Here is a 19,762-nt window from a genome sequence, read left to right as displayed (position 1 = left end):
CTCGGTCTCAGGGCTCAAACGTCAAGTTGATCCGGGGCTGTTCCAATACCCGGGTAATAAAGCTCTGGCCTTCGGCCAGGCGTTTGGCGAAGTCCGCCGGGGAGTATAGCGTGGGGTTAATGGTGCGTTGAAGCTGTGTTTCCACCGGGGCCAACAGTTCCATGATATCGCTGTAGCTGAGATCGTCACCCACCAGCATCAGGTCAACGTCGCTGGCCGCGTGGGCTTCCCCTTTTGCGACCGAACCGTAGATGAAGGCCTGCTCCAGTTGCGGCGCGAGTGGGCTGAGGGCCGCCCGGATCAGATCGGCGATCCCGAAGGTTTTCTGGACCAGTTGTGAGAGTTCCTGGAACACGGGATTGTCAGCGTTGGCCTGGTAATGGTGCTGATTGCCTTGGCGGGTCACAGTCACCAATCCGGCATCGGTGAGCTTGACCAGCTCCCGGCTGACGGCGCCTCGCCCGACCTGGGCCATTCGTACCAGCTCATTGAGGTACAGGCTCTGGTCCGGATGGCCATACAGTAGGGCCAGCAGGCGTTGTTGTGTCTTGGTGAAGAGTGCGTCGGCGATACTGGTGGCTGGCATGATTGGATAGCTCCCCAAATAAAGGCCCAATGTGGGTACTATAGGCCCTTATATGGGGATTTTAAACCCTGATCTGGGGACTTTGAGGCCCAAATTGGGGCTTTTTACTGTGCCGCCAGACCCAGTAGCAGCACCAGTTCCGCGATCACCACGCTGGCACCCAGGGCGTCCCCGGTATAGCCACCGAGCTGTCGTTTCAGCAGCTGCCCCCAGAGCAGGGCCGTGCCGGAAACGGCCACGGTGGCCCACAACAGGATCAGCCCCGACCACCAGCTGGCCGCGAGCGCCACGATCACGGTGAAGGCAGTGGCCACCAGCAGGCGGTCGGCGGAGAAGGATTCCGCCACCGGTTTGCTCTTGCTCTTGTCCGGGTCGGATACGTAGCTGAGGTAGCGCATCAGCAGCAGTGGGGTCAGGCGGGCCACGCAGGGCGCCAGCAGCAGGGCCAGCGCCGTTGACGGCACTTCCAGCAGCAGAGAGGCCTTCAGCCCCAGCGCCATCACCAGCGCGACGGTACCGTAGGTGCCGATGCGGCTGTCTTTCATGATCCGCAGTTTGTCCTTGACCGTCAGTCCGCCGCCAAGGGCATCGGTGCAGTCGGCCAGGCCATCCTCGTGGAAGGCCCCGGTGAGCCACAGGTGAAACGCGACGACCAGACCAACGCTGACCAGCGGGCTCCAGAACAGTGCGACGACAAGGTAAAGGCCGGCATACAGGGCGCCAAGGAGCAGGCCGACCAGAGGAAAGTAGAGGCTGCTCTGGTTCATCAGCTGTGGGCTGTAATCGATGCGAACCAGCATCGGGATGCGGCTCAGAAAGCCCAGAGCCAGCCAGAAGGCCTGCCATTCCCGGCTCAGGAAGTCTTTACGGTTGTTCAAAGGATCGCCCCCAACAGAATGTTGAGGGCATTCTAAAGGGAATTCACCGCGGAATCAGTGTCCGGATGACGCAGGCAGTAACAGTTGTACGCACAGCCCGGGCTGGCCATCGTCACGGTCGGTCAGGGCAAGAGAGCCGCCATGCAGCTCGGCAATACGGCGGGCAATGGCAAGCCCGAGTCCGGCCCCGGACCCCTGGCGTTGGTCCAGGCGCACAAAACGTCCCGCAGCCCGTTCCCGGGCTTCAGCAGGAATGCCGGCTCCCTCGTCACAGATAGTGATGCGATAGCCTTCACCCGTGGCCTTAAGCTGGGTGGTGACAATGGTGTCGGACGGGCTGTACTGGATGGCGTTGGCCAGTATTGATCGCACCATGGTGCTGATCAGGGCGGTGTTGCACAGAATGGTGGCCTGACGGGTGTCATCCTCGTACTCCGGTTCGATGCCTTTCTTCAACGCCAGCGGGGCCACATCCGCTATGCACTGGACAAGAATGTCGGACAGGTTGTGGTGGTCAGGATTGAAATCGAGCCCGCTGTCGACCCGGCTGAGCAGCAGCATCTGATCCACCAGGTGTGACATGCGATCGACTGCCTGAATCAGACCGTCGTATTGGCCTGGGTTGTCATCGCAGACTTTTTCCAGGTTCAGGCGCAACGCGGCCAGGGGCGTTCTGAGCTCATGGGCGGCGTCGGCGGAGAATCGGCGTTCCCGTTCCAGGGCTTCATCCAGCCGTTGCAGCAGGCCGTTGATCGCCAGTACCAGACCGCGGACCTCCTTGGGGGCCACCTGGTCGTCGAGCGGGTGGATGGCTTGTGGTGCCATATCCCGCACTGGTGCTTCCAGCCGGCGCAGGGGAATAAAGCCCCAGTGAATGGCGATGGCAATGGCAATACCCAGCAGCGGCAGCACCATCAGCAATGGCAGGGTATTGCCCATCGCCAGCTGCCGGCTCAGTTCGCCCCGGACATCTTCCCGTTGCGCGGTCTGGATCCACAGGCCGGTGACCGGGTCCTGCAGATTGTAGGTGCGCCAGGAATACCCCTGTTGCTCTACCCAGCGATACCCCGGTGTGGGGTCAAAACGCTGGCCGCGCAGGTGGGTGCTGAGCAGCAGTTCCCCGCCAGATGACCAGATCTGGAAGGCAATTTTCTTTTCATAGCGGTGGCCGGCTCCTCCCGGCAGAATCTCGTCGCCCTCTTCCTCCTCTTCATCGATACGCTCCGGAAGTTTCAGGGTCTCACTCAGGGTTTGAGTGAGAGCCTGCAAGGACTGGGTGAGGTTCAGGTGACGGACCAGGCCCTGGACGATTCGGGTGCTTTGGGCCAGCTCGGCATCGAACACTTCCTCAAGCTGGTGGTTACTCTGCAGATAGCTGAAAAATCCGGCCAGGGTTGCGGTGGACAAAACCGTAACGGTAACCAGCAGGGTAATGGTACGGGTGAGGGAGGGTGAACGGCGTTTCGACATCAGTGCTGGCCCACCTGGCCGGCTTCGCGACTGTCCAGCAGATAACCGACCCCGCGAACCGTACGGATGACAGACTTGCCGATGCGCTTGCGCAGGTGGTGAATGTGTACTTCCAGGGCATTGCTCTCGGCGCCGTGATCCCAGCCGTAGAGCTGTTCTTCGAGCCGGCGCCGGGTGGCGACCTGATCCGGATGGCGCATCAGGTAGTGCAGGATCTGGAATTCACTTCGGGGCAGCGTCAGGGGTTCATCACCCATCTGTAACTGGCAGTGCTCTGGATCAATGGTCAATACACCAACCCGGATGCCAGTCTCGGCCTGGCCGCTGGCCCGGCGAGTCACCGCCCGAATCCGGGCCTTCAGCTCTGCCATGGCGAAGGGTTTGGTCAGGTAGTCGTCGGCGCCGGAATCGAGCCCCTGCAGCTTTTCGGTCAGTTCGGCACGCGCGGTCAGGATGATGATAGGTGTGGTGATGTTCTGCTTGCGGGCGTGCTTGAGAATATCAAGACCATCCACCCGGGGCAGGGTGAGGTCGAGAATGATCAGGTCGAAATATTCATCGCCGATCGCGCCCAGCGCCTGCTGACCGTCATCCAGCCAGTCCACGGTGTTGTTATCGTCGCGGAGCATGCTGAGCATGGTATTGGCCAGCAGGTGATCGTCTTCAACAAGCAGAATGCGCATGGGGATGTCCTTGGCAGCGAGCAGCGTGGATGTTGTAGGGCAAAGCCTGCCACAGAAACCTTAACCCCGACTTAAGAATTCTGCACTTGGTAATTAAGTTCCGATTAAGGCTGCTTGCCTAACCTGATCCTGAATCAAGTCAGGAGAAGTTGGCGATGTTTGAGCCTGTTGTATTGTCCACGTCATGCGCACCGGCGTCCGGAAACGTCTTTCCCAGCCTGAGCTGTGCGGGTCGGATGTTGTGTGAGGTCGAGCCCGGGTCACCGGTGGCGGAGGCCGTCGCCGACTTTATCCAGCGCCGCTTTCTGCAGGCCTACGATGCCCTGCCAACGCTGCGCATTCCCCGCCTGCTGGCCCTGACCACCCGTCAGGGCTCGCTGCTGGCCGCCGTGGGGGTGCGTAATGCCGCGGTGGAACCGTTGTTCCTGGAAGATTATCTCGATGCGCCGGTTGAGCAGCTGATTCCGGCCGCTGCGGCTCCTGAACGCTGCCGGGTTGCCGAAATCGCCCATCTGGCCGGGGTTGAGGCGGGTGTTTCCCGCTTCCTGTTTCCGGCCCTGACCGTCTGGTTAAAGGGCCAGGGGTACCAGTGGGTCGCCTTTACGGGCACCGACCAGTTGCGTAACAGCTTCCAGCGTCTGGGCATCGATATTCATGCCGTGGCCGCTGCGAACCCGGAGCGCCTGGCGGATGGTGGAACTGGTTGGGGCCGCTACTACGACAATCACCCCATGGTAATGGTCGCCAATGTTGACGACAGCTACCGGACCATCAGGGCTGCGGGCCTGATGGCCAGGATTCATCCCTGTGGCCAGTCATCGCAGGTGGAGGAGGGGCGTTATGGCCACATTGCCTGACATTCTGGCCCGCCATGCAACCACTCAGCCCGACGCGGTTGCCCTGCAAACGCCTGACCGGAGCATGAGCTATAGCGAGCTGTGGGATGCGGCCAACGGGCTGGCCCAAGCGCTGCGTGATTCCGGTTTTACCCGTTTCGGGCTGGTCGGTGACAACACCCTGGCCTGGGTACTGGCTGATCTCGCCTGTCGTCTGGCCGGCGTGGTGTGCGTGCCGGTGCCGGGCTTTTTCTCCCGCGCCCAGGTCGATCACCTGGTTGCCCGCGCTGGCCTGGAGGCGTTGTTGCTCCCGCAGGCCTGCGCCGAGGCCCGTTACCGGCTGGACGAGCAGGTCGCATTGCAACCGCTGCCCGCCACCCCGGGCGCGCTGGCGATGCCAGCCGGCACCGGCAAGATCACCTTTACCTCGGGCAGCACCGGTACCCCCAAGGGCGTCTGCCTTTCGCATCAACAGCTCGACGCCACGGTTGCGGCACTGGCGGAGCGCCTGCAAGGGGTCAATCTGCGCCGTCATCTGTGTGTGTTACCCCTGGCCACCCTGCTGGAGAACATCGCCGGCGTCTACCTGCCACTGACACTGGGCGCCACCGTGATGGTGTGGCCCCTGGCCGAGCTGGGATTCAGCGGCAGCAGTGGACTGGAACTGGCACGACTGGTCGAGGCACTCAATACCACCCGCCCGGACTCCCTGATTCTGGTACCTGAGCTGGCCACTGCCCTGGTCAGTGCCGTCGAGCTGGGGCTGTTGGACGCAGGCAGCTTCCGTTTCCTGGCGGTCGGCGGAGCCCGGGTGTCGCCGACCCTGTTGCAACGGGCGAGAGCCTTGGGGCTGCCTCTGTACGAAGGCTACGGGCTGTCGGAATGCGGCTCGGTGGTGGCACTGAATGTACCCGGCTGCGAGCGCGCCGGCACCGTCGGCAAGCCATTGGGGCATGTCGGTATTACGGTCAGCGAGGACGGTGAAATTCTTGTCAGCGGCAATACCTTCCTGGGTTACCTGGGCGACCGGGCAGCCACGTCGCCGCAGCTGGCCACCGGTGATCTGGGGAATTTCGATGCCGATGGTTTCCTGCAGGTCAGTGGCCGCCGCAAGAACCTGCTGATTACCAGCTATGGCCGCAACATCAGCCCGGAGTGGCTGGAAAGCGAGCTCCAGCAACGCCTTGGCATTCGTCAGGCGCTGGTGTTCGGTGACGGTGAGCCCAACCCGTCGGCACTGCTGGTGGTGACGGATGCCCGTCAACCTGCACAACTGCAGGAGGCGGTCCGGCAGCTCAATCGCACCCTGCCGGATTACGCCCGTCTGCACACGATCTATCTGCGCCGTGCGCCCTTTACCCAGGCGGAAGGTTATCTGACCGCCAATGGCCGGCCGGTGCGGGCAAAACTGATGAATGACCTTTCCCGGCTGCTGGCGAGCGCTGACTTTGCCGCCTTGTCTGAACGCCCGCGCCAGTCGCCGGCTGCCTGTCTGGAAACACCTGTTAACTGATCATAGCGAGGAACCTACCCATGGCCTTTTTTGACATCCTGCAGAACGAAACCGCCGAAGCCCGGCGCCATGTCACCGAAGCGCCGGTGATGAGTGCGATCCCCGAAGGACGGTTTGACCTGGCCAGCTACACCTACTTCCTGTCCCAGGCCTACCATCACGTCAAGCAGACCTCGCCGCTGATGATGGCCTGTGGTGCCCGCCTCCCTGAGCGTCTGGAGTTTGTGCGCAAGGCGCTGGTGGAGTACATCGAGGAAGAGTACGGCCACCACGAATGGATCCTCAACGATCTCGCCGCCTGTGGCGAAGACAAGGATACGGTGCGGCACGGCGAGGCGGACCTGCCGATCCGCCTGATGGTGTCTTACCTGTACGATCTGATTAACCGTGGCAACCCGATTGGGCTGTTTGGCATGGTCCAGGTGCTGGAAGGCACCAGTATTGACCTGGCGACCCCCATGGGTAAGGACATCCAGAAGAACCTGGGCCTGCCGAACAAGGCTTTCAGTTACCTGTACTCCCACGGCGAGCTGGATCAGGACCATTTCGAGTTTTTCCGCAGCCTGATGGATCAGGTCACCGACCCAGAGGACCAGCGCGCCATCATCGATACCGCCAAGGTCTGTTACCGGCTCTATGGCGACATGCTGCACGCGATCCCGCTGCCCGCAGCCGCCGGGGAGGTCAGTCATGAAGCTGCATAACCGAACCTTCCTGTTGCTGGGCGGTACCGGTGGTATCGGCAAGGCCCTGGTGGAGCCGCTGACCGAAGCCGGGGCGCGGGTGGTGGTGGCCAGCCGGGCCCCGGAAAAATTCACCGACAGCCGTGCCAATGTGGTGCGCCTGGATCTGGCGGCGGATGACCTGCCGGATCAGTTGGCGGCCATTACCAGCCTGTACCCGGAAATTGACGGGGTGATCCACTGTGCCGGTCAGAACCAGTTTTCGGCGATCGACCAGCTCGAGCCGACGGCCCTGGATGATCTGCTCAAGGTGAACCTGCGCAGCGCCCTGCTGGTGGCGCGGCATTTTGTGCCCCGCTTCAGCGCCCTGGGCCGGGGGGCGCTGGTGTTCGTGGGCTCCACCTTCGGCAGTATCGGTTTCCCGGGGTACAGCGCCTATTGCGCCAGCAAGTTTGGCCTGCGTGGATTCACCGAAGCACTGCGACGGGAACTGGCGGATACCCCGCTCCAGGTACTCTATGTTGCCCCCCGTGCGACCCGTACCGATATGAACCCGGAACTGGTCAACGCCCTGAACGAGGCCCTGGGCAACCAGATGGATGATCCAGAACAGGTGGCCGCACAGATCATCGCCGCCATGGAAAGCGACCAGCGCCGGCGCTATCTGGGCTGGCCGGAGCGCTTCTTTGTGGTGTTGAACAGCCTGCTGCCGCGGCTGGTGGACAAGGCCATGTTGAAACAGTTGCCGGTGATCCGGCGCTTTCTGTCAGGAGTATCGCAATGAGAAGGTTATGGCTGATGGTGACGCTTTCGCTTCTGGCCGTGCAGGCCTGGAGTGCCAGCTTCGACGAACAGTTGCTGGGCGTTCAGCAACGCTGGGCGCAGATCCAGTATCAACTGGCGGACGACGATAAAGAGAGGGCCTTCGAGGCCCTGGCGGTGGACGCTGAAGCCCTGGTGTCGGCGAACCCGCAGCGGCCTGAAGCGTGGATCTGGCAGGGCATTGTCCTGAGTACCTACGCCGGTGCCAAAGGTGGCCTGGGCGCGCTGTCGCTGGTGAAGCAGGCGCGGGCGTCATTGGAGTCCGCATTGGCGCTGGATGAGACGGCCCTCGACGGTTCCGCTCATACTTCCCTCGGCAGCCTGTACTACCAGGTGCCTGGCTGGCCGCTGTCGTTCGGCAACGACGAAGAGGCCAAGCGACATTTGCGGGAGGCCCTGCGCATCAGCCCCGATGACATTGATGCGAATTTCTTCTATGCCGACTTCCTGCTGGATCAGGGAGAGCCGGAGCGTGCCAGGGTGTATCTCGAGAAAGCGCTGGAGGCACCGGCTCGGCCGAACCGGCCGCTGGCCGACGAAGGCCGCCGGCACGAAATACAGCTCCGCCTGGCCGGCCTGCACTGAACCCGGACAACATTGCCACGGCTGGCCTGAAGTCGGGGTCAGCAGCCTTGCTCCGGCGACCCGGAGGGGAATTACCGTTATCATAACGGCAGCGGGTGAGCCCGCTTTCCTTTCTTCGATGGTTGGTCAGGGCAATGCCATGGGAATGACCCTCAACATCCTGTCCCCTGCCCAGTGGCTTGGCACCGGGGCGCTGTTCCTGGTCGTTCTTGTCCTGGCGCTGCGACAGGCCAACTGGCAGCAGCTGAAGGCCGATCAGGCGATCCAGCATACCCTGTTTGGTGCCGCGGTGGCGCTGGCCGTGCTCTGGCAGATCCGGGCCGGGTTGTCGCCCGGGCTGACCATCCACATCTTTGCGATGACCGCAGTGACCCTGTTGCTGGGCTGGCCCCTGGCGGTGATGGCGGGCTTGCTGGCTCTGTTGATGGTCGTGGTGACCGGACGTGAGCCCTGGCAGCTATTCGCTGCCAACGGGCTGATCACGGTGATGGTGCCGGCGCTGGTCAGTCACGCCATTATGGGGTGGGAACGGCGACGGGGTTTCCGTAATTTCTTTGCCTATATTTTCTTCTGCGGGTTCTTCGGTGCGGCGATCTCTGTGGCGGTCGCCGGCTGTTCCATGGTGCTGATGCTCTGGATCTCGGGCGCCTACACCTGGGAGGATCTGGTCCACGAGTACCTGCGTTACCTGCCGTTGATCATGCTGCCGGAGGCATTCGTCAATGGCACGGTGGTGACCGGTTTCATGGTATTCCACCCGGAACGGCTACTGACGCTCGATCCGCACCGTTATCGCTAACCCTAACCCTGGAGCATCGCTCGTTGCCGTTGCAGCGGCGCTTCGCTCCAGTCTGCCAGCCATAGGTTGAAGGGCGCCGCTGCCATCGGGCGGGCCAGGCCGTAACCCTGGATCAGCTCGCAGCCTATATCCCTGAGCAGGCGGGCGTGGGCGTTGGTTTCCACACCCTCGGCCAGCACCGGTCGATCAAAGCGTTTGGCAAGAAACACCACACTTTCAACGATGGCCCGGTCGTTACTGTTATCCAGCAAGTTGCGGACAAAGCTCTGGTCGATCTTGATCAGGTCGATCGGTAGTGAACGGAAATAGGCCAACGACGAATAGCCGGTACCGAAATCATCCAGTGCCACTTCAAACCCCATGGCGCGGCAGGCTTCAATGACATTGCCTGCCTGGCGGGTGTCATCAAGGGCGGTGGACTCCAGCACTTCCAGGGTGATGTTGCGGGAGGGCAGCCCCGGATGAATGGCCAGTTCGTTGGCGAGAAACTCGGGAAAGTCCGGGGTCATCAGGTGGTGGGCGCTGATGTTGATGCTGACCTTGAGATCCTGGCCGGCCTGATACCACTCACTGCATTGGCGACAGGCCTCCCGGACCACCCATCGACCCAGGGGGATTTCCAGATCGCTGCCGGTCACCACCGGCAGGAACTCTGCCGGAGACAAGAGCCCCCGTTGAGGGTGCTGCCAGCGAATCAGTGCTTCGGCCCCAATGATCTGGCCGCTGGTCATATTGAGTTGCGGCTGATAGTGCAGGACGAACTCATGGTTGCTCAGGGCACAGTGCAGCTCCCTGAGCAGTTCACGGCGTTTCTCCCGGTAGCGCTGCAGGCTGGGGTCAAAGCTGTGACAGGCATTGCCACCGCGGTCCTTGGCCAGATGCATGGCCTGGCCGGCATGGCGGAGCAGCTGGTGAGGCTCGCTGGCGTCGGCGGGGTAATGGGCGATGCCCATGCTGGCACTGAGACGAACACTGGCCGGGCCGACGGCAATGGCTTCGTGGAGCAAGGTGAGCAGGCGCTGGCCGATGTTGTCATGATGACATTCCGGCAGTAACAACAGAAATTCATCGCCGGTCAGGCGGGCGACGGTGTCGTTTTCCCGCACGGCAGTTTTCAGCCGTCGGCCAACTTCGGTCAGCACCTGATCGCCAGCGCTGTGGCCGAAACGACTGTTGATCAGGCGGAACTGGTCGAGATCGATATGGATCAGCGTCAGCTTTTGTCCGTGACTGTCGGCTTGGGTAATGTTTCGCTGCAGACGTTTGATCAGCAGCTGCAGGTTGGGCAACCCGGTCAGTTCGTCGTAGTTACTGACCCGGTTGAGCTGTTCGGCATGATTCTTCAGCTCGGTAATGTCGGAGAATACGGCGACATGGTGCCATTGCGCGGGACCGTCGAGCTGGACCTTGTTGATCGACAGGAGCTCGGTGAACAGTTCGCCGTTCTTGCGGCGATTGGTGATTTCCCCACGCCAGAATTGGTTCTGCTGGATTGAGTCCCACATGTTCTGATAGAACGCCGGAGTGTGAACTGCCGAGCTGAGCAGATTCGGTGACTGTCCGATGGCTTCGTCCCGGCTGTATCCGGTGATGCGGCTGAACGCTGGATTGACGTCGATGATGCGATTGTCCTGATCGGTGATCATGATCGCGTCGTGGCTGCGCTCAAAGACACTGGCGGATATGCGCAGTTGCTGACGTGACTGCATCAGTCGGGTAATGTCGTTGAGAATGGCGACGAACCCCGCGTAGCCCGATTCCACGGGATCCAGCGGGCTGCAGTTGATATGGAACCACAACGGGTCAGCGCAGTGGTTGGCCACCATGACCTCGCCGACAAAGCCGGTAGCTTGGCGGAAGCCGTCATCGATCGCCTCGCGGGTCAGGGGCTTGTTGGGGGTTTGCAGCAAATCCTGCAGGGCGCTGCCCACAATCTCAGCTCCGGCCAGACCAAGGGCATCAACAAACCCCTGGTTAACCCACTGGATCAGCCCTTCGGTGTCGGTCACCAGAACGGCATTGCTGCTGTAGCTGGCCAGCGCGGCGAGACTGGCGGCGACGGGCACGATAGGGGGGGCGGAAGGCGTCGGTGGCTGCATGGCTTATCATTTCAGGCAAATTAAGGTGGCGTCATTCTATCGGCGAGCGGATAAAAAATAACCTCGTGATTTCCACTAACGTGGGCGTCGTTGACAGACATCAATCGCCGTCCTCTGGTCTGCCAGGATTGCCGTCAGCGGGTGGGCCAGTAACGTTGCATTTCAACAAACAGGAACGAGGCGCTCCAGGTGATCAGGGTAAGGCCGGTCAGCGCTTCAATGCCGGTGAGATAACGGATGGCGCCGAAGGGTTCGATGTCTCCGAACCCAAGGGTGGTGAACGCGGTGAAGGAGTAGTAGGCGCAGTCCAGCAGTGAGCCGCTGAAATTGCCGCTCAGGTAGCCCCAGCCCTCGCTGTGGTTCATCAGGTAATAGGCGAGCGCGAACACCCAGACCTGCACGGTGTTGGCAATCAGGGTTCCGAGGACCGCCAGCAGGATGCGGGGCCGATGCAGGCGCTGACCAAAGCGGGACATCATCTCACTCAGCTGGCGCAGGAATTCGTAGTGCAGGCCCACCACCAGCAGGACGACTACAATGTTGACCAATATAATCTGGGGCACGGGTCAGTTCCGGGTTTCAGATGGCATCAGTGTACCTTATAGTCTGTAGCCTATAGAACGCTATAACGATATAACCCGCCGCTTGGACGCCTATAATTATGACAAAGACGCGTAAACGGTTGCTGCCCATCCTGATCCTGGCCATTGGCGTGGCCGGCTTTCTGCTGCTCAAAGCAACCCGCCCCGAACCCCAGACCATTGCAGCGCAGGAGCGAAGCTGGCGGGTTGATACTCTCACGGTGACGTTAGGGGCCCATCGCCCGGAGCTGGCGCTTTATGGCCAGGTTCAGGCACCGGAAATGATGACCCTGGCAGCGCCGGTTGCCGCGCGGGTGGCCGAGCGGCCGGTGCAGGAGGGGCAGTGGGTGGCCGAAGGCGAGCTTCTGGTGGCGCTGGAAGGGGCTGACCTGCAACCACTGCTGGCGCAGGCCGAGGCCGATGTGGCGGACCTCCGGGCCCAGCTCAGCTCGGAGGATATCCGCTACCGTAACGATCTGCAGGCGGTGAAGAGCGAGCAGGAAATCGTCGCCAATGCCGAACGTCAGTTTGAGCGCACCCGGACCCTGGTCGACCGTAACCTGGCGTCTGCCGATCAGCTCGAAGGGGCTGTCGACATGCTGGCCCGGGCCCGGCTGACCCTGGCGGCGCGACAGCGAGCCCTGGACGAGCACGGCGCGCGGCGGCAGAGCTTGCAGGCGCGGCTGGCCAGAGCGGAAGCGAGTCTTGAGGCGACCCGACTGGATCTTCGCCGCAGTGAAGTGATGGCGCCGTTTGATGGCGTGGTCACCCGGGTCGTTGTTGCGCCGGGTAATCAGGTGGGCAAGTACCAGTCGTTGTTGTCGGTATACCCGGTCGATGGCCTGGAGCTGCGGGCCCAGGTTCCCAACGCCTATCGTGAGGAGCTGGCCCAGGCTCTGCGTCAGGGCGAACAGCCATTGGCCCGGGGCTCTCTGGGTGGTCAGGAATTCGTCATGCGGCGTTTTGCCGGCGAGAGTGACCCTGCCGGTACCGAGGCCATATTCCAGTTGACCGGTGACGCTGGTGCCTTAAGGCCCGGGGCCATGGTGCCGGTGGTGTTGCAGCGGCCGGAAGTGGACAACGTACTGGCGGTGCCCTACAGCGCGATCTATGGCAACAGCGGAGTCTATGTGGTGTCGGCGGATCAGCGCATGCGCCGGCTGACCATAGCGCAGCGAGGTGAAGTGCTGCGGGATAACGGTGAACGCTGGGCGCTGATTGCCGGGCCGGAACTGGTTGACGGTCAGCAACTGATCGTGACGCACCTGCCCAATGCCATTGAAGGCCTCAAGGTCGAAGTGGTGGAGGCGGGGGATGCGTAAACGCCAGGGCCTGATCGGTTTCTTTGTCCATCATCGGGTTGCAGCCAACCTGGTGATGCTGGTGATGCTGTTCGGTGGTTTTCTGGCGTTGAACCGCATGAATATCCAGTTTTTCCCCACCTTCGCACTGGACCGTGCCTCGGTACAGGTGGTGTGGAGTGGCGCGTCGGCTGAAGATGTGGAGCAGGGGCTGACGGTACCCCTGGAGCAGCGCCTGCGGAATATCGACGGTCTGAAAACCATGACCTCAACTTCCGCCCAGGGTGTGTCCAGAATCTCCCTGGAGTTTATCGAAGGCACCGATCCAATCCTGGCCCTTGATGATGTCCGCCAACAGGTGGATGAGTTCGATAACCTGCCACTGGATGCGGAGGAACCGCTGGTGTCCCGGGTGGAGCGCTATGAGCCAGTGGCGCGATTGCTGGTCTATGGCGACCTGCAACAGGATGAGCTGCGGATGCTGGCCTACCAGTTCGAGAACGAACTGCTGCAGGGGGGCATCGACCGGGTTTCCATCAATGGTCTGCCGGAACAGCAGATCAGTATCGAAGTGCCGGTCGAACGGCTGGATTCGCTGCAGCTGTCGCTGGACCAGATTGCCGAACGGGTGCGCTCTGTCTCCCGGGATCTGCCGGCGGGGTTGTTGGGACAACAGGATGCCACCCGGGAATTGCGGGCCGTTGAGCAGCGCCGCAGCCCTCAGGCGTTTGCCTCCATTCCGCTGGTCAGCAGTGACAAGGTGAGGATTACCCTCGGGGATGTGGCAGTGATCCGCCAGGAATCCCGCGCCCGCCAGATTGCACTGAGTCGTGATGGCTATCCTGCCATCGAACTGCAGCTCAGCCGGTCGGAAAACGGTCATTCCCTGCGCGCCGCCGAGGCGCTGGAAGCCTGGCTGGAGAAGACCCTGCCGAGCCTGCCGCCCACGGTGCATCTGGAAGTCTACGACGAGAACTGGCAGCTGATTGACGAGCGTATCGGGTTGCTGGTCAACAACGGTCTTGGCGGTCTGGTGCTGGTGGTTCTGCTGCTGTACCTGTTTTTGCCCGGGCGGGTCGCCTGGTGGGTGGCACTGGGTATACCTACCGCGTTCCTCGCAGCGCTGGCGGTGCTGTGGGGGATTGGTGGCTCGATCAACATGATCTCGCTGTTTGCCCTGATCATGGCCCTCGGGGTCATCGTCGATGATGCCATTGTGGTGGGTGAGGATGCCGATGCCCATTTCCGTATGGGCGAAGCCTCGATGCATGCCTCTGAGGGGGCGGCCAAACGCATGGTCTGGCCGGTGCTGGCGTCGTCGCTGACGACCGTGGCCGCGTTTATGCCGCTGCTGGTGATCGGCGGTATCATCGGCAACATCCTCAGGGATATTCCCGTCGTCATGATCTGTGTGCTGGCGGCCTCGCTGCTTGAGTGCTTCATTGTGCTGCCGGCGCATCTGCGTCACGCCTTTGTCAGCAAGCCCGAGAGCCGTCCCGCTAACCCGGTGGCGCGCTTCCGTAATCGCTTTGAAGCCGGCTTTGACCGTTTCCGTGAGGGCTGGTTTCGTCGCCTGTCGCTGACCACCCTGCGTCATCGCGGCATTACCCTCAGTGCGGCGTTGGCGCTGAGTCTGGTGACTGCGGGACTGCTGGCCGGGGGCCGGCTGGAGTTCAACTTCTTCCCGACCCCGGAGCCGTCGGTGTTCTACGCCAACGTCAGTTTCGTGGCCGGTACCCACGAAGACACGGTGGCGGACTTTATCGAAGAGATGGAGCGGGCCCTGAACGAGGCCGAGGAGGCCCTCGGGGGTGACCTGATCCTTCATGCTGTCACCAACTATGGTCGTACCCTGGTGCCGGACGGGCCATCACGCACCGGAGATGAAGTGGGGGCGATCATGGTGGAATTAGTGGCGCCTGATCAGCGTTCGGTCCGCAATCCGGAATTTCTGGCTGCCTGGCGGGATCGGCTGGCGCTGCCGCCGGGTCTGGAAAACCTGGTCATCGACGAGCGCCGCGGCGGACCACCGGGCAAGGACATCAGCATCCGTCTCAGTGGTACTGACGCCCTCAGTTTGCGCCAGGCGGCGGACGAGCTCACTCAGGCCATCGGTTCTCTGCCTGGCGTGCTGGATACCACGGACAACATGCCCTGGGGGCGAGAGCAGCTGATCTACGGGGTAAACGCCTTTGGCGATGCCTTGGGGCTGACGACCGAAAGTCTGGGGGGGCAGTTACGGGCCGCCTTTGATGGTCGCATTGTCCAGGTCTACCAGGATGGCCGCGATGAGATCGAAGTCCGGGTCCAGCTGCCAACCGCTCAGCGGGAACAGCTGGGTACTTTGTCGCGGCTGACCGTACGGGTGCCGGATGGACGTTTCGTGCCGTTGAATCAGGTCATGACGCTGGACCACTATCAGGGATTCCAGACCCTGCGCCATGCCGACAGCGAGCTTGCGGTGGACGTAGGGGCCGCCCTTAATGCCTCGGTGCTGACGGCAGACCGGGCGCTGGAAAGCCTGGAGGCCTCGGTGTTGCCGGAGCTGGCCAATCGTTACAACCTGCATTACAGCTTTGAAGGCCGCTCGGCGGACCAGCGTGAGACCCTGCAGGACATGAAAGCCGGTCTGTTTATCGGGCTTGGGCTGATGTACGTGGTGCTGGTGTGGGTGTTTGCCTCCTGGAGCCTGCCGCTGATTGTGATGGCGATCATTCCGTTTGCCCTGGTGGGCGCCCTGTTGGGGCACTGGCTGATGGGGCTGCAGTTAACCATCCTGTCGTTGTTCGGCCTGTTCGGCCTGTCGGGGATCGTGGTCAACAACGCGATTATTCTGGTGTCGTTCTACAATCAGCAGCGGTCGCGGGGGCTGTCCATCGAGGCGGCATTGAACGAGGCGGTTGTGCAACGGGTGAGGGCTGTGCTGCTGACCTCGCTGACCACCATCGGTGGCCTGTTGCCGCTGCTGTTCGAGACCTCGCTGCAGGCCCAGTTCCTGATTCCCATGGCAACCTCCATCGCCTTCGGGCTGGGACTGTCGACACTGCTGGTGCTAGTGGTGATTCCGGCGTTGCTGTCCTATCTGGAAGGATTCCGGGTACGATTCAAACGCCAGGGCGGCGCTGATGCTGAGGGCGGGCTCCGCGAACCGATGAGCTGAATGCGAAAAAAGACGCCCGGCAGGGCCGGGCGTCGTCAGTTCGGGTCAGGCAACGTTATTCGACGGCGGTGGAACCGATGCGGTGGATGCTGACATCGGCACCGTTGAATTCCTCTTCCTCCGTCAGGCGCAAGCCAGCAACGGCATTGATCACGCCGTAAACAATCAGGCCGCCAATAAAGGCAATGGCCACCCCTGCGGCAGAACCGATGATTTGCGCCATCAGGCTGACGCCACCGAGACCGCCGAGGGCCTGCTGGCCAAAAATACCGGCGGCGATCCCGCCCCACACGCCACAGATCCCGTGCAGCGGCCAGACACCAAGCACGTCATCCAGACGTTCGATTTTGGCCTGGGCCCATTCAAACAGGTAGACAAAGATGGCTCCGGCGACGCCGCCGGTAATCAGTGCACCAACGGGGTGCATCAGGTCGGAGCCCGCGCATACGGCGACCAGACCGGCCAGCGGGCCGTTATGGATGAAGCCGGGGTCTTTGCGGCCCAGCACCATCGACACCAGGACGCCGCCCACCATGGCCATCAGGCTGTTGACGGCGACCAGGCCGCTGATGCCGTCCAGGGTTTGCGCAGACATCACGTTAAAGCCGAACCAGCCGACGGTGAGGATCCAGGCGCCCAGAGCCAGGAAGGGAATGTTGGACGGGGCGAATGCCACCACCTTGCCATTGCGGTAGCGGCCATTACGGGCACCGAGCAACAGGACCGCGGCGAGTGCCACCCAGCCGCCAACCGCATGCACCACAACAGAGCCTGCGAAGTCGTGGAAGCTTGCACCAAACTGGGTCTCGAGCCAGTTCTGGAAGCCGTAGTTGCCGTTCCAGATCATGCCCTCGAAGAACGGGTAAACCAGGCCGACAATCAGGCCCGAGGCAATCAGCATCGGATAGAAGCGGGCGCGCTCGGCAATACCGCCGGATACAATGGCGGGAATGGCTGCGGCAAAGGTCATCAGAAAGAAGAACTTGACCAGTTCATAGCCGCTGTTGGCGGTCAGTTCAGCGGCGCCGGCCATAAAATGGTTGCCATAGGCGATGTAGTAACCGAAGAAAAAGTAGACCACGGCGGAAATGCCGAAATCGGTCATGATCTTGACCAGGGCATTGACCTGGTTTTTATGGCGAACGGTGCCCACTTCAAGAAAGGCGAATCCGGCGTGCATGGCGAGGACCATGATGGCGCCGAGAAGGATGAAGAGGGTGTTGGCGCTTTGGGTCAGCGTGTGTACTGCACTCGTGATATCCACGGGTTGTCACTCCTGATTATTGGCCGCCCGGTTGCAATCGGGCGGGTTGTGCATGAAATCGACCCCTTCCGAAGCAAGACTTGTTCCAGATTGGGGCGCATGCAGTTTTTTCAGGAAGTTGGTGCTTTTAATTGGGGCGGCATGCCGTAACTTTCGATGAAGTTAGGTGAACTTGGCTCTAAAATGGTGCATTTTTGCCTGGGATTGCATGACTAAGCTTACTAGTGGTGCAATCTTCGAGCCCTACCATGCCAGACCGGCCGATGGTGCCGGGCTGCTCTCGATGTTCGGTATCAGGATCTCGTCCTGGTGGCCTTCGATCAGTTCCCGGAGCCGGGCTTCCTCTTCTGCCATCGGGCCGCTCAGGTCGATGATGATCTCCACCCGGCGGTTCAGCGCACGAGATTCCGTCGAATCGTTGTTTGCCCGCGGGCGGGTGTCGGCCAGGCCTTTGACCACCAGGCGCTGAGGTTCCACTGCGCCGCTCTCCAGCAGCACATTGGCCACCGAGGACGCGCGGACGGCTGACAGGTCCCAGTTGCTCCTGAAGCGGTCGCTGCGAATGGGCACGTTGTCGGTGTGGCCTTCAATGGTGAGTTTACCGGGGATGTCGGCGAAGACTTCCGCCATTTCCAGCAGCAGTCCTTCGAACTCCCAGGTGATGTCGGCAGAGCCGGATGGGAAGGAGCCCCGTTCCTCGATGCGGATCACGATGCGGTGTTCATCTTCGGCCAGCTGTACCCGGCCATCGCGGATGGCTTCATCCAGTACCTCGGCCACTCTGGTTGTGGTTTCCTGCACTTGCTGGTCAAGCTGACGCTGAATGTCGGCCTCCGCACGACCGCGTAAGGTGTCCAGTTCCGGTGCCTGTTCCGAGGTGGTTTGGCGTACTTCGTTGACCACCGTAGGCTCTGGCGGTGCGGGTGAGAACTGGTCGAAGACCGGACTGGTGCCCATCGGGATTTCCAGTGCAGGTACCTCCCTCTGAACGCCGAACGCCTGAGCCAGCTCACCTGCGATCTGCTTGAATTTCTGGGCGTCGATTTCAGAAAACGACAGCAGCAGCACGAAGAAGCACATCAACAGCGACATCAGGTCGGCAAAGGTGACCACCCATGCCGGGATACCTGCTTTTTCCTCTTCCGGAAGTTCGTCCATGCCGTGTTACCCGGCAGCCTGTTCGGCGTTACCGCTTTTCTCACGTTTGTCGGGGGGCAGATAGCTGGTCAGCAACTGCTCGATGATGCGGGGGTTCTTGCCTTCCTGAATGGCAACCAGCGCGTCGATATAGAGCGACTGCATGCGCGCCTCCTCGGTCATTCGCAGAGTCAGCTTGTCGGCAATAGGGCCAGCAATCATTGTGGCGAGCATCGCGCCGTAGAGCGTTGTCAGCAGCGCAACTGCCATGGCGGGACCAATGGATTTCGGGTCTTCCATATTGGAGAGCATCTGTACCAGGCCGACCAGCGTGCCGATCATTCCCATGGCCGGGCCGACATCGGCAAACGCAGAAAACACCTTGGCGCCCGAACGGTTGTGATCCAGCGTCATCAGGCGTTCCTTGGAGAGCAGTTCTTTGATGGTCTCGGCGGTCTGGCCATCCACCAGCATCTGGATGCCCTGCTGCAGGAATGGCGAGCTGGCTTCCCGTCCTTCCAGTCCAAGCACGCCACTCTTGCGGGCGACCTGGGCGATCTCGATGATTTCCTCGATGCTGTCCTGGGTCGCGGGGAGTTTGAACTTGAAGGCCCGGGCTGCCACCTTGAAGGCGCTGAAAAACTGGCCCACGCTGAACTTGGCCAGAACCACCAGCATGCTGCCGCCGAGCACAATCATCAGCGAGGGAATATTGAGGAATACGCCGGGCGACGCACCAAGAATAACGGAGGTGGCGATAAGGGCGGAGGCCCCTATCAGGCCGATCAGGGTGGCTAAGTCCACAGCGACTCCAAGGGAAATGGCATAAAAACAGGCGGAATATCATTGGCCCGGACATGTTCACGGGCTTTCCGGGCCGCCTCGAAACGATGACTTTACTGACGAATCATATCAGCCCAGGCATTTGGCAAACACCATCAATTTGTACCAGGCCCAGTGCCGGGGGCGGGATTTCCCTTGCTGGCTCTCCAGGCGGCGTAGCGGTGGAGGTCTGCTTCCACCAGGGTCAGACAGGCGGCGACGACGCCGGCGTCGTCGATCAGTCCGAAGCCGAGGATCAGGTCCGGAATCAGGTCCAGAGGATTGAGTACGTAAAACAGGGCGCCTGCGATGGCGGCGATGGATTTCCAGGGAATTTCCCGGTAATTGCCCTGCCAGTAATCCTTGAGCATATCCATCATCAGGCGAATATCGGTGCTGAAGCGGGACAGCCTGCCGCTGCTTTTCACCTTCTGTTCAATCCGTTGCTGTTCTGCCAGCAAGGTTTCGAGATTGCTCGGATCCACACGCCCGGCCTCTGAGTCGAGGGCCTCGCGGGCCTGTTTCTGGCTGATGCCTGCCATG

General features: G+C 61.4%; 18 protein-coding genes. 8 read left to right on the top strand and 10 right to left on the bottom strand.

All coding sequences use genetic code 11. The features are described 5' to 3' along the window. Nucleotides 1-7: 7 nt before the first annotated feature. From BLV11_RS09955 to BLV11_RS09940, 4 genes are all read right to left on the bottom strand, one after another. Entirely contained in the window at nt 8-586 is a 579-nt protein-coding gene (locus BLV11_RS09955; RefSeq protein ID WP_091813118.1) for a MarR family transcriptional regulator, read from the bottom strand. A gap of 104 nt (nt 587-690) precedes the next feature. After that, on the bottom strand, nt 691-1,464 hold the full coding sequence (cobS, locus tag BLV11_RS09950) for an adenosylcobinamide-GDP ribazoletransferase (protein ID WP_091813115.1): 774 nt from the start codon (nt 1,462-1,464) through the stop codon (nt 691-693). A gap of 54 nt (nt 1,465-1,518) precedes the next feature. Further along, nucleotides 1,519-2,934 (bottom strand): ATP-binding protein, encoded by a 1,416-nt coding sequence (locus BLV11_RS09945; protein WP_091813113.1) that lies wholly within the window; start codon nt 2,932-2,934, stop codon nt 1,519-1,521. Then, nucleotides 2,934-3,617, bottom strand: a complete 684-nt coding sequence (locus BLV11_RS09940) for a response regulator (protein ID WP_091813111.1) — start codon at nt 3,615-3,617, stop codon at nt 2,934-2,936. Before BLV11_RS09940 ends, BLV11_RS09945 begins: the two co-directional genes overlap by 1 nt. Nucleotides 3,618-3,772: 155 nt before the next feature. Here BLV11_RS09940 and BLV11_RS09935 point away from each other — a divergent pair, with 155 nt between their 5' ends. The 6 genes from BLV11_RS09935 (at nt 3,773) to BLV11_RS09915 (ending at nt 8,855) form a co-directional block, all read left to right on the top strand. Continuing rightward, nucleotides 3,773-4,474, top strand: coding sequence for a thermostable hemolysin (locus BLV11_RS09935; protein ID WP_091813109.1), 702 nt, complete (start codon nt 3,773-3,775; stop codon nt 4,472-4,474). Then, the gene (locus tag BLV11_RS09930) at nt 4,458-5,966 is read left to right on the top strand and encodes an AMP-binding protein (RefSeq protein ID WP_175528324.1); all 1,509 of its coding nucleotides are present in this window, start codon (nt 4,458-4,460) and stop codon (nt 5,964-5,966) included. Before BLV11_RS09935 ends, BLV11_RS09930 begins: the two co-directional genes overlap by 17 nt. Nucleotides 5,967-5,986: 20 nt before the next feature. After that, on the top strand, nt 5,987-6,670 hold the full coding sequence (locus BLV11_RS18500; RefSeq protein WP_175528323.1) for an iron-containing redox enzyme family protein: 684 nt from the start codon (nt 5,987-5,989) through the stop codon (nt 6,668-6,670). Further along, entirely contained in the window at nt 6,657-7,433 is a 777-nt protein-coding gene (locus BLV11_RS09925) for an SDR family oxidoreductase (protein WP_091813107.1), read from the top strand. The genes BLV11_RS18500 and BLV11_RS09925 overlap by 14 nt, the downstream gene beginning before the upstream one ends. Continuing rightward, on the top strand, nt 7,430-8,056 hold the full coding sequence (locus BLV11_RS09920; protein ID WP_091813105.1) for a tetratricopeptide repeat protein: 627 nt from the start codon (nt 7,430-7,432) through the stop codon (nt 8,054-8,056). The genes BLV11_RS09925 and BLV11_RS09920 overlap by 4 nt, the downstream gene beginning before the upstream one ends. Nucleotides 8,057-8,195: 139 nt before the next feature. Further along, on the top strand, nt 8,196-8,855 hold the full coding sequence (locus tag BLV11_RS09915; protein WP_091813252.1) for an energy-coupling factor ABC transporter permease: 660 nt from the start codon (nt 8,196-8,198) through the stop codon (nt 8,853-8,855). A 2-nt stretch (nt 8,856-8,857) separates the two neighbouring features. On the opposite strand, the gene BLV11_RS09910 is transcribed toward BLV11_RS09915, so the two are convergent. Beyond that, nucleotides 8,858-10,954 carry a putative bifunctional diguanylate cyclase/phosphodiesterase gene (locus tag BLV11_RS09910; RefSeq protein ID WP_091813103.1) on the bottom strand — a complete coding sequence of 699 codons (2,097 nt, stop codon included), beginning with the start codon at nt 10,952-10,954 and terminating at the stop codon, nt 8,858-8,860. Between the two features lie 134 nt (nt 10,955-11,088). Beyond that, nucleotides 11,089-11,517, bottom strand: coding sequence for a potassium channel family protein (locus BLV11_RS09905; protein ID WP_245725982.1), 429 nt, complete (start codon nt 11,515-11,517; stop codon nt 11,089-11,091). A gap of 98 nt (nt 11,518-11,615) precedes the next feature. Between BLV11_RS09905 and BLV11_RS09900 the strand changes: the two genes are divergently transcribed. Further along, complete coding sequence (locus tag BLV11_RS09900; RefSeq protein ID WP_091813101.1) at nt 11,616-12,857, top strand: efflux RND transporter periplasmic adaptor subunit; 1,242 nt, start codon at nt 11,616-11,618, stop codon at nt 12,855-12,857. Further along, nucleotides 12,850-15,996, top strand: coding sequence for an efflux RND transporter permease subunit (locus BLV11_RS09895; protein WP_091813099.1), 3,147 nt, complete (start codon nt 12,850-12,852; stop codon nt 15,994-15,996). The genes BLV11_RS09900 and BLV11_RS09895 overlap by 8 nt, the downstream gene beginning before the upstream one ends. A gap of 55 nt (nt 15,997-16,051) precedes the next feature. Here BLV11_RS09895 and BLV11_RS09890 read toward each other — a convergent pair whose 3' ends face one another. The 4 genes from BLV11_RS09890 to BLV11_RS09875 all read right to left on the bottom strand — a co-directional run bounded on the left by BLV11_RS09890 (nt 16,052) and on the right by BLV11_RS09875 (nt 19,761). After that, nucleotides 16,052-17,260: an ammonium transporter gene (locus BLV11_RS09890; protein ID WP_091813097.1), complete on the bottom strand. Its 1,209-nt coding sequence runs from the start codon at nt 17,258-17,260 to the stop codon at nt 16,052-16,054. 243 nt (nt 17,261-17,503) lie between these two features. Next, nucleotides 17,504-18,418, bottom strand: a complete 915-nt coding sequence (locus BLV11_RS09885; RefSeq protein WP_091813095.1) for a flagellar motor protein MotB — start codon at nt 18,416-18,418, stop codon at nt 17,504-17,506. 6 nt (nt 18,419-18,424) lie between these two features. Continuing rightward, nucleotides 18,425-19,201, bottom strand: coding sequence for a flagellar motor protein PomA (gene pomA, locus BLV11_RS09880; RefSeq protein WP_091813093.1), 777 nt, complete (start codon nt 19,199-19,201; stop codon nt 18,425-18,427). 134 nt (nt 19,202-19,335) lie between these two features. Continuing rightward, nucleotides 19,336-19,761: a YkvA family protein gene (locus BLV11_RS09875; protein WP_091813091.1), complete on the bottom strand. Its 426-nt coding sequence runs from the start codon at nt 19,759-19,761 to the stop codon at nt 19,336-19,338. Between the last annotated feature and the right edge of the window lies 1 nt (nt 19,762).

This window comes from Marinobacter mobilis (assembly GCF_900106945.1).
In the GTDB taxonomy this organism is placed as follows: domain Bacteria; phylum Pseudomonadota; class Gammaproteobacteria; order Pseudomonadales; family Oleiphilaceae; genus Marinobacter; species Marinobacter mobilis.
The sequence above is the reverse complement of the archived record's forward strand: the minus strand, read 5'-3'. Positions and strand labels throughout refer to the sequence as shown.

What these genes read in the sequence shown, in the direction of transcription:
- BLV11_RS09945 (WP_091813113.1), bottom strand. Translation starts at nt 2,934, where the DNA reads ATGTCGAAACGCCGTTCACCCTCCCTCACCCGTACCATTACCCTGCTG.
- BLV11_RS09900 (WP_091813101.1), top strand. Translation starts at nt 11,616, where the DNA reads ATGACAAAGACGCGTAAACGGTTGCTGCCCATCCTGATCCTGGCCATT.
- BLV11_RS09875 (WP_091813091.1), bottom strand. Translation starts at nt 19,761, where the DNA reads ATGGCAGGCATCAGCCAGAAACAGGCCCGCGAGGCCCTCGACTCAGAG.
- BLV11_RS09935 (WP_091813109.1), top strand. Translation starts at nt 3,773, where the DNA reads ATGTTTGAGCCTGTTGTATTGTCCACGTCATGCGCACCGGCGTCCGGA.
- BLV11_RS09895 (WP_091813099.1), top strand. Translation starts at nt 12,850, where the DNA reads ATGCGTAAACGCCAGGGCCTGATCGGTTTCTTTGTCCATCATCGGGTT.
- BLV11_RS09925 (WP_091813107.1), top strand. Translation starts at nt 6,657, where the DNA reads ATGAAGCTGCATAACCGAACCTTCCTGTTGCTGGGCGGTACCGGTGGT.
- BLV11_RS18500 (WP_175528323.1), top strand. Translation starts at nt 5,987, where the DNA reads ATGGCCTTTTTTGACATCCTGCAGAACGAAACCGCCGAAGCCCGGCGC.
- BLV11_RS09940 (WP_091813111.1), bottom strand. Translation starts at nt 3,617, where the DNA reads ATGCGCATTCTGCTTGTTGAAGACGATCACCTGCTGGCCAATACCATG.
- BLV11_RS09910 (WP_091813103.1), bottom strand. Translation starts at nt 10,954, where the DNA reads ATGCAGCCACCGACGCCTTCCGCCCCCCCTATCGTGCCCGTCGCCGCC.
- BLV11_RS09885 (WP_091813095.1), bottom strand. Translation starts at nt 18,418, where the DNA reads ATGGACGAACTTCCGGAAGAGGAAAAAGCAGGTATCCCGGCATGGGTG.
- BLV11_RS09915 (WP_091813252.1), top strand. Translation starts at nt 8,196, where the DNA reads ATGGGAATGACCCTCAACATCCTGTCCCCTGCCCAGTGGCTTGGCACC.
- BLV11_RS09930 (WP_175528324.1), top strand. Translation starts at nt 4,458, where the DNA reads ATGGCCACATTGCCTGACATTCTGGCCCGCCATGCAACCACTCAGCCC.
- BLV11_RS09920 (WP_091813105.1), top strand. Translation starts at nt 7,430, where the DNA reads ATGAGAAGGTTATGGCTGATGGTGACGCTTTCGCTTCTGGCCGTGCAG.
- BLV11_RS09955 (WP_091813118.1), bottom strand. Translation starts at nt 586, where the DNA reads ATGCCAGCCACCAGTATCGCCGACGCACTCTTCACCAAGACACAACAA.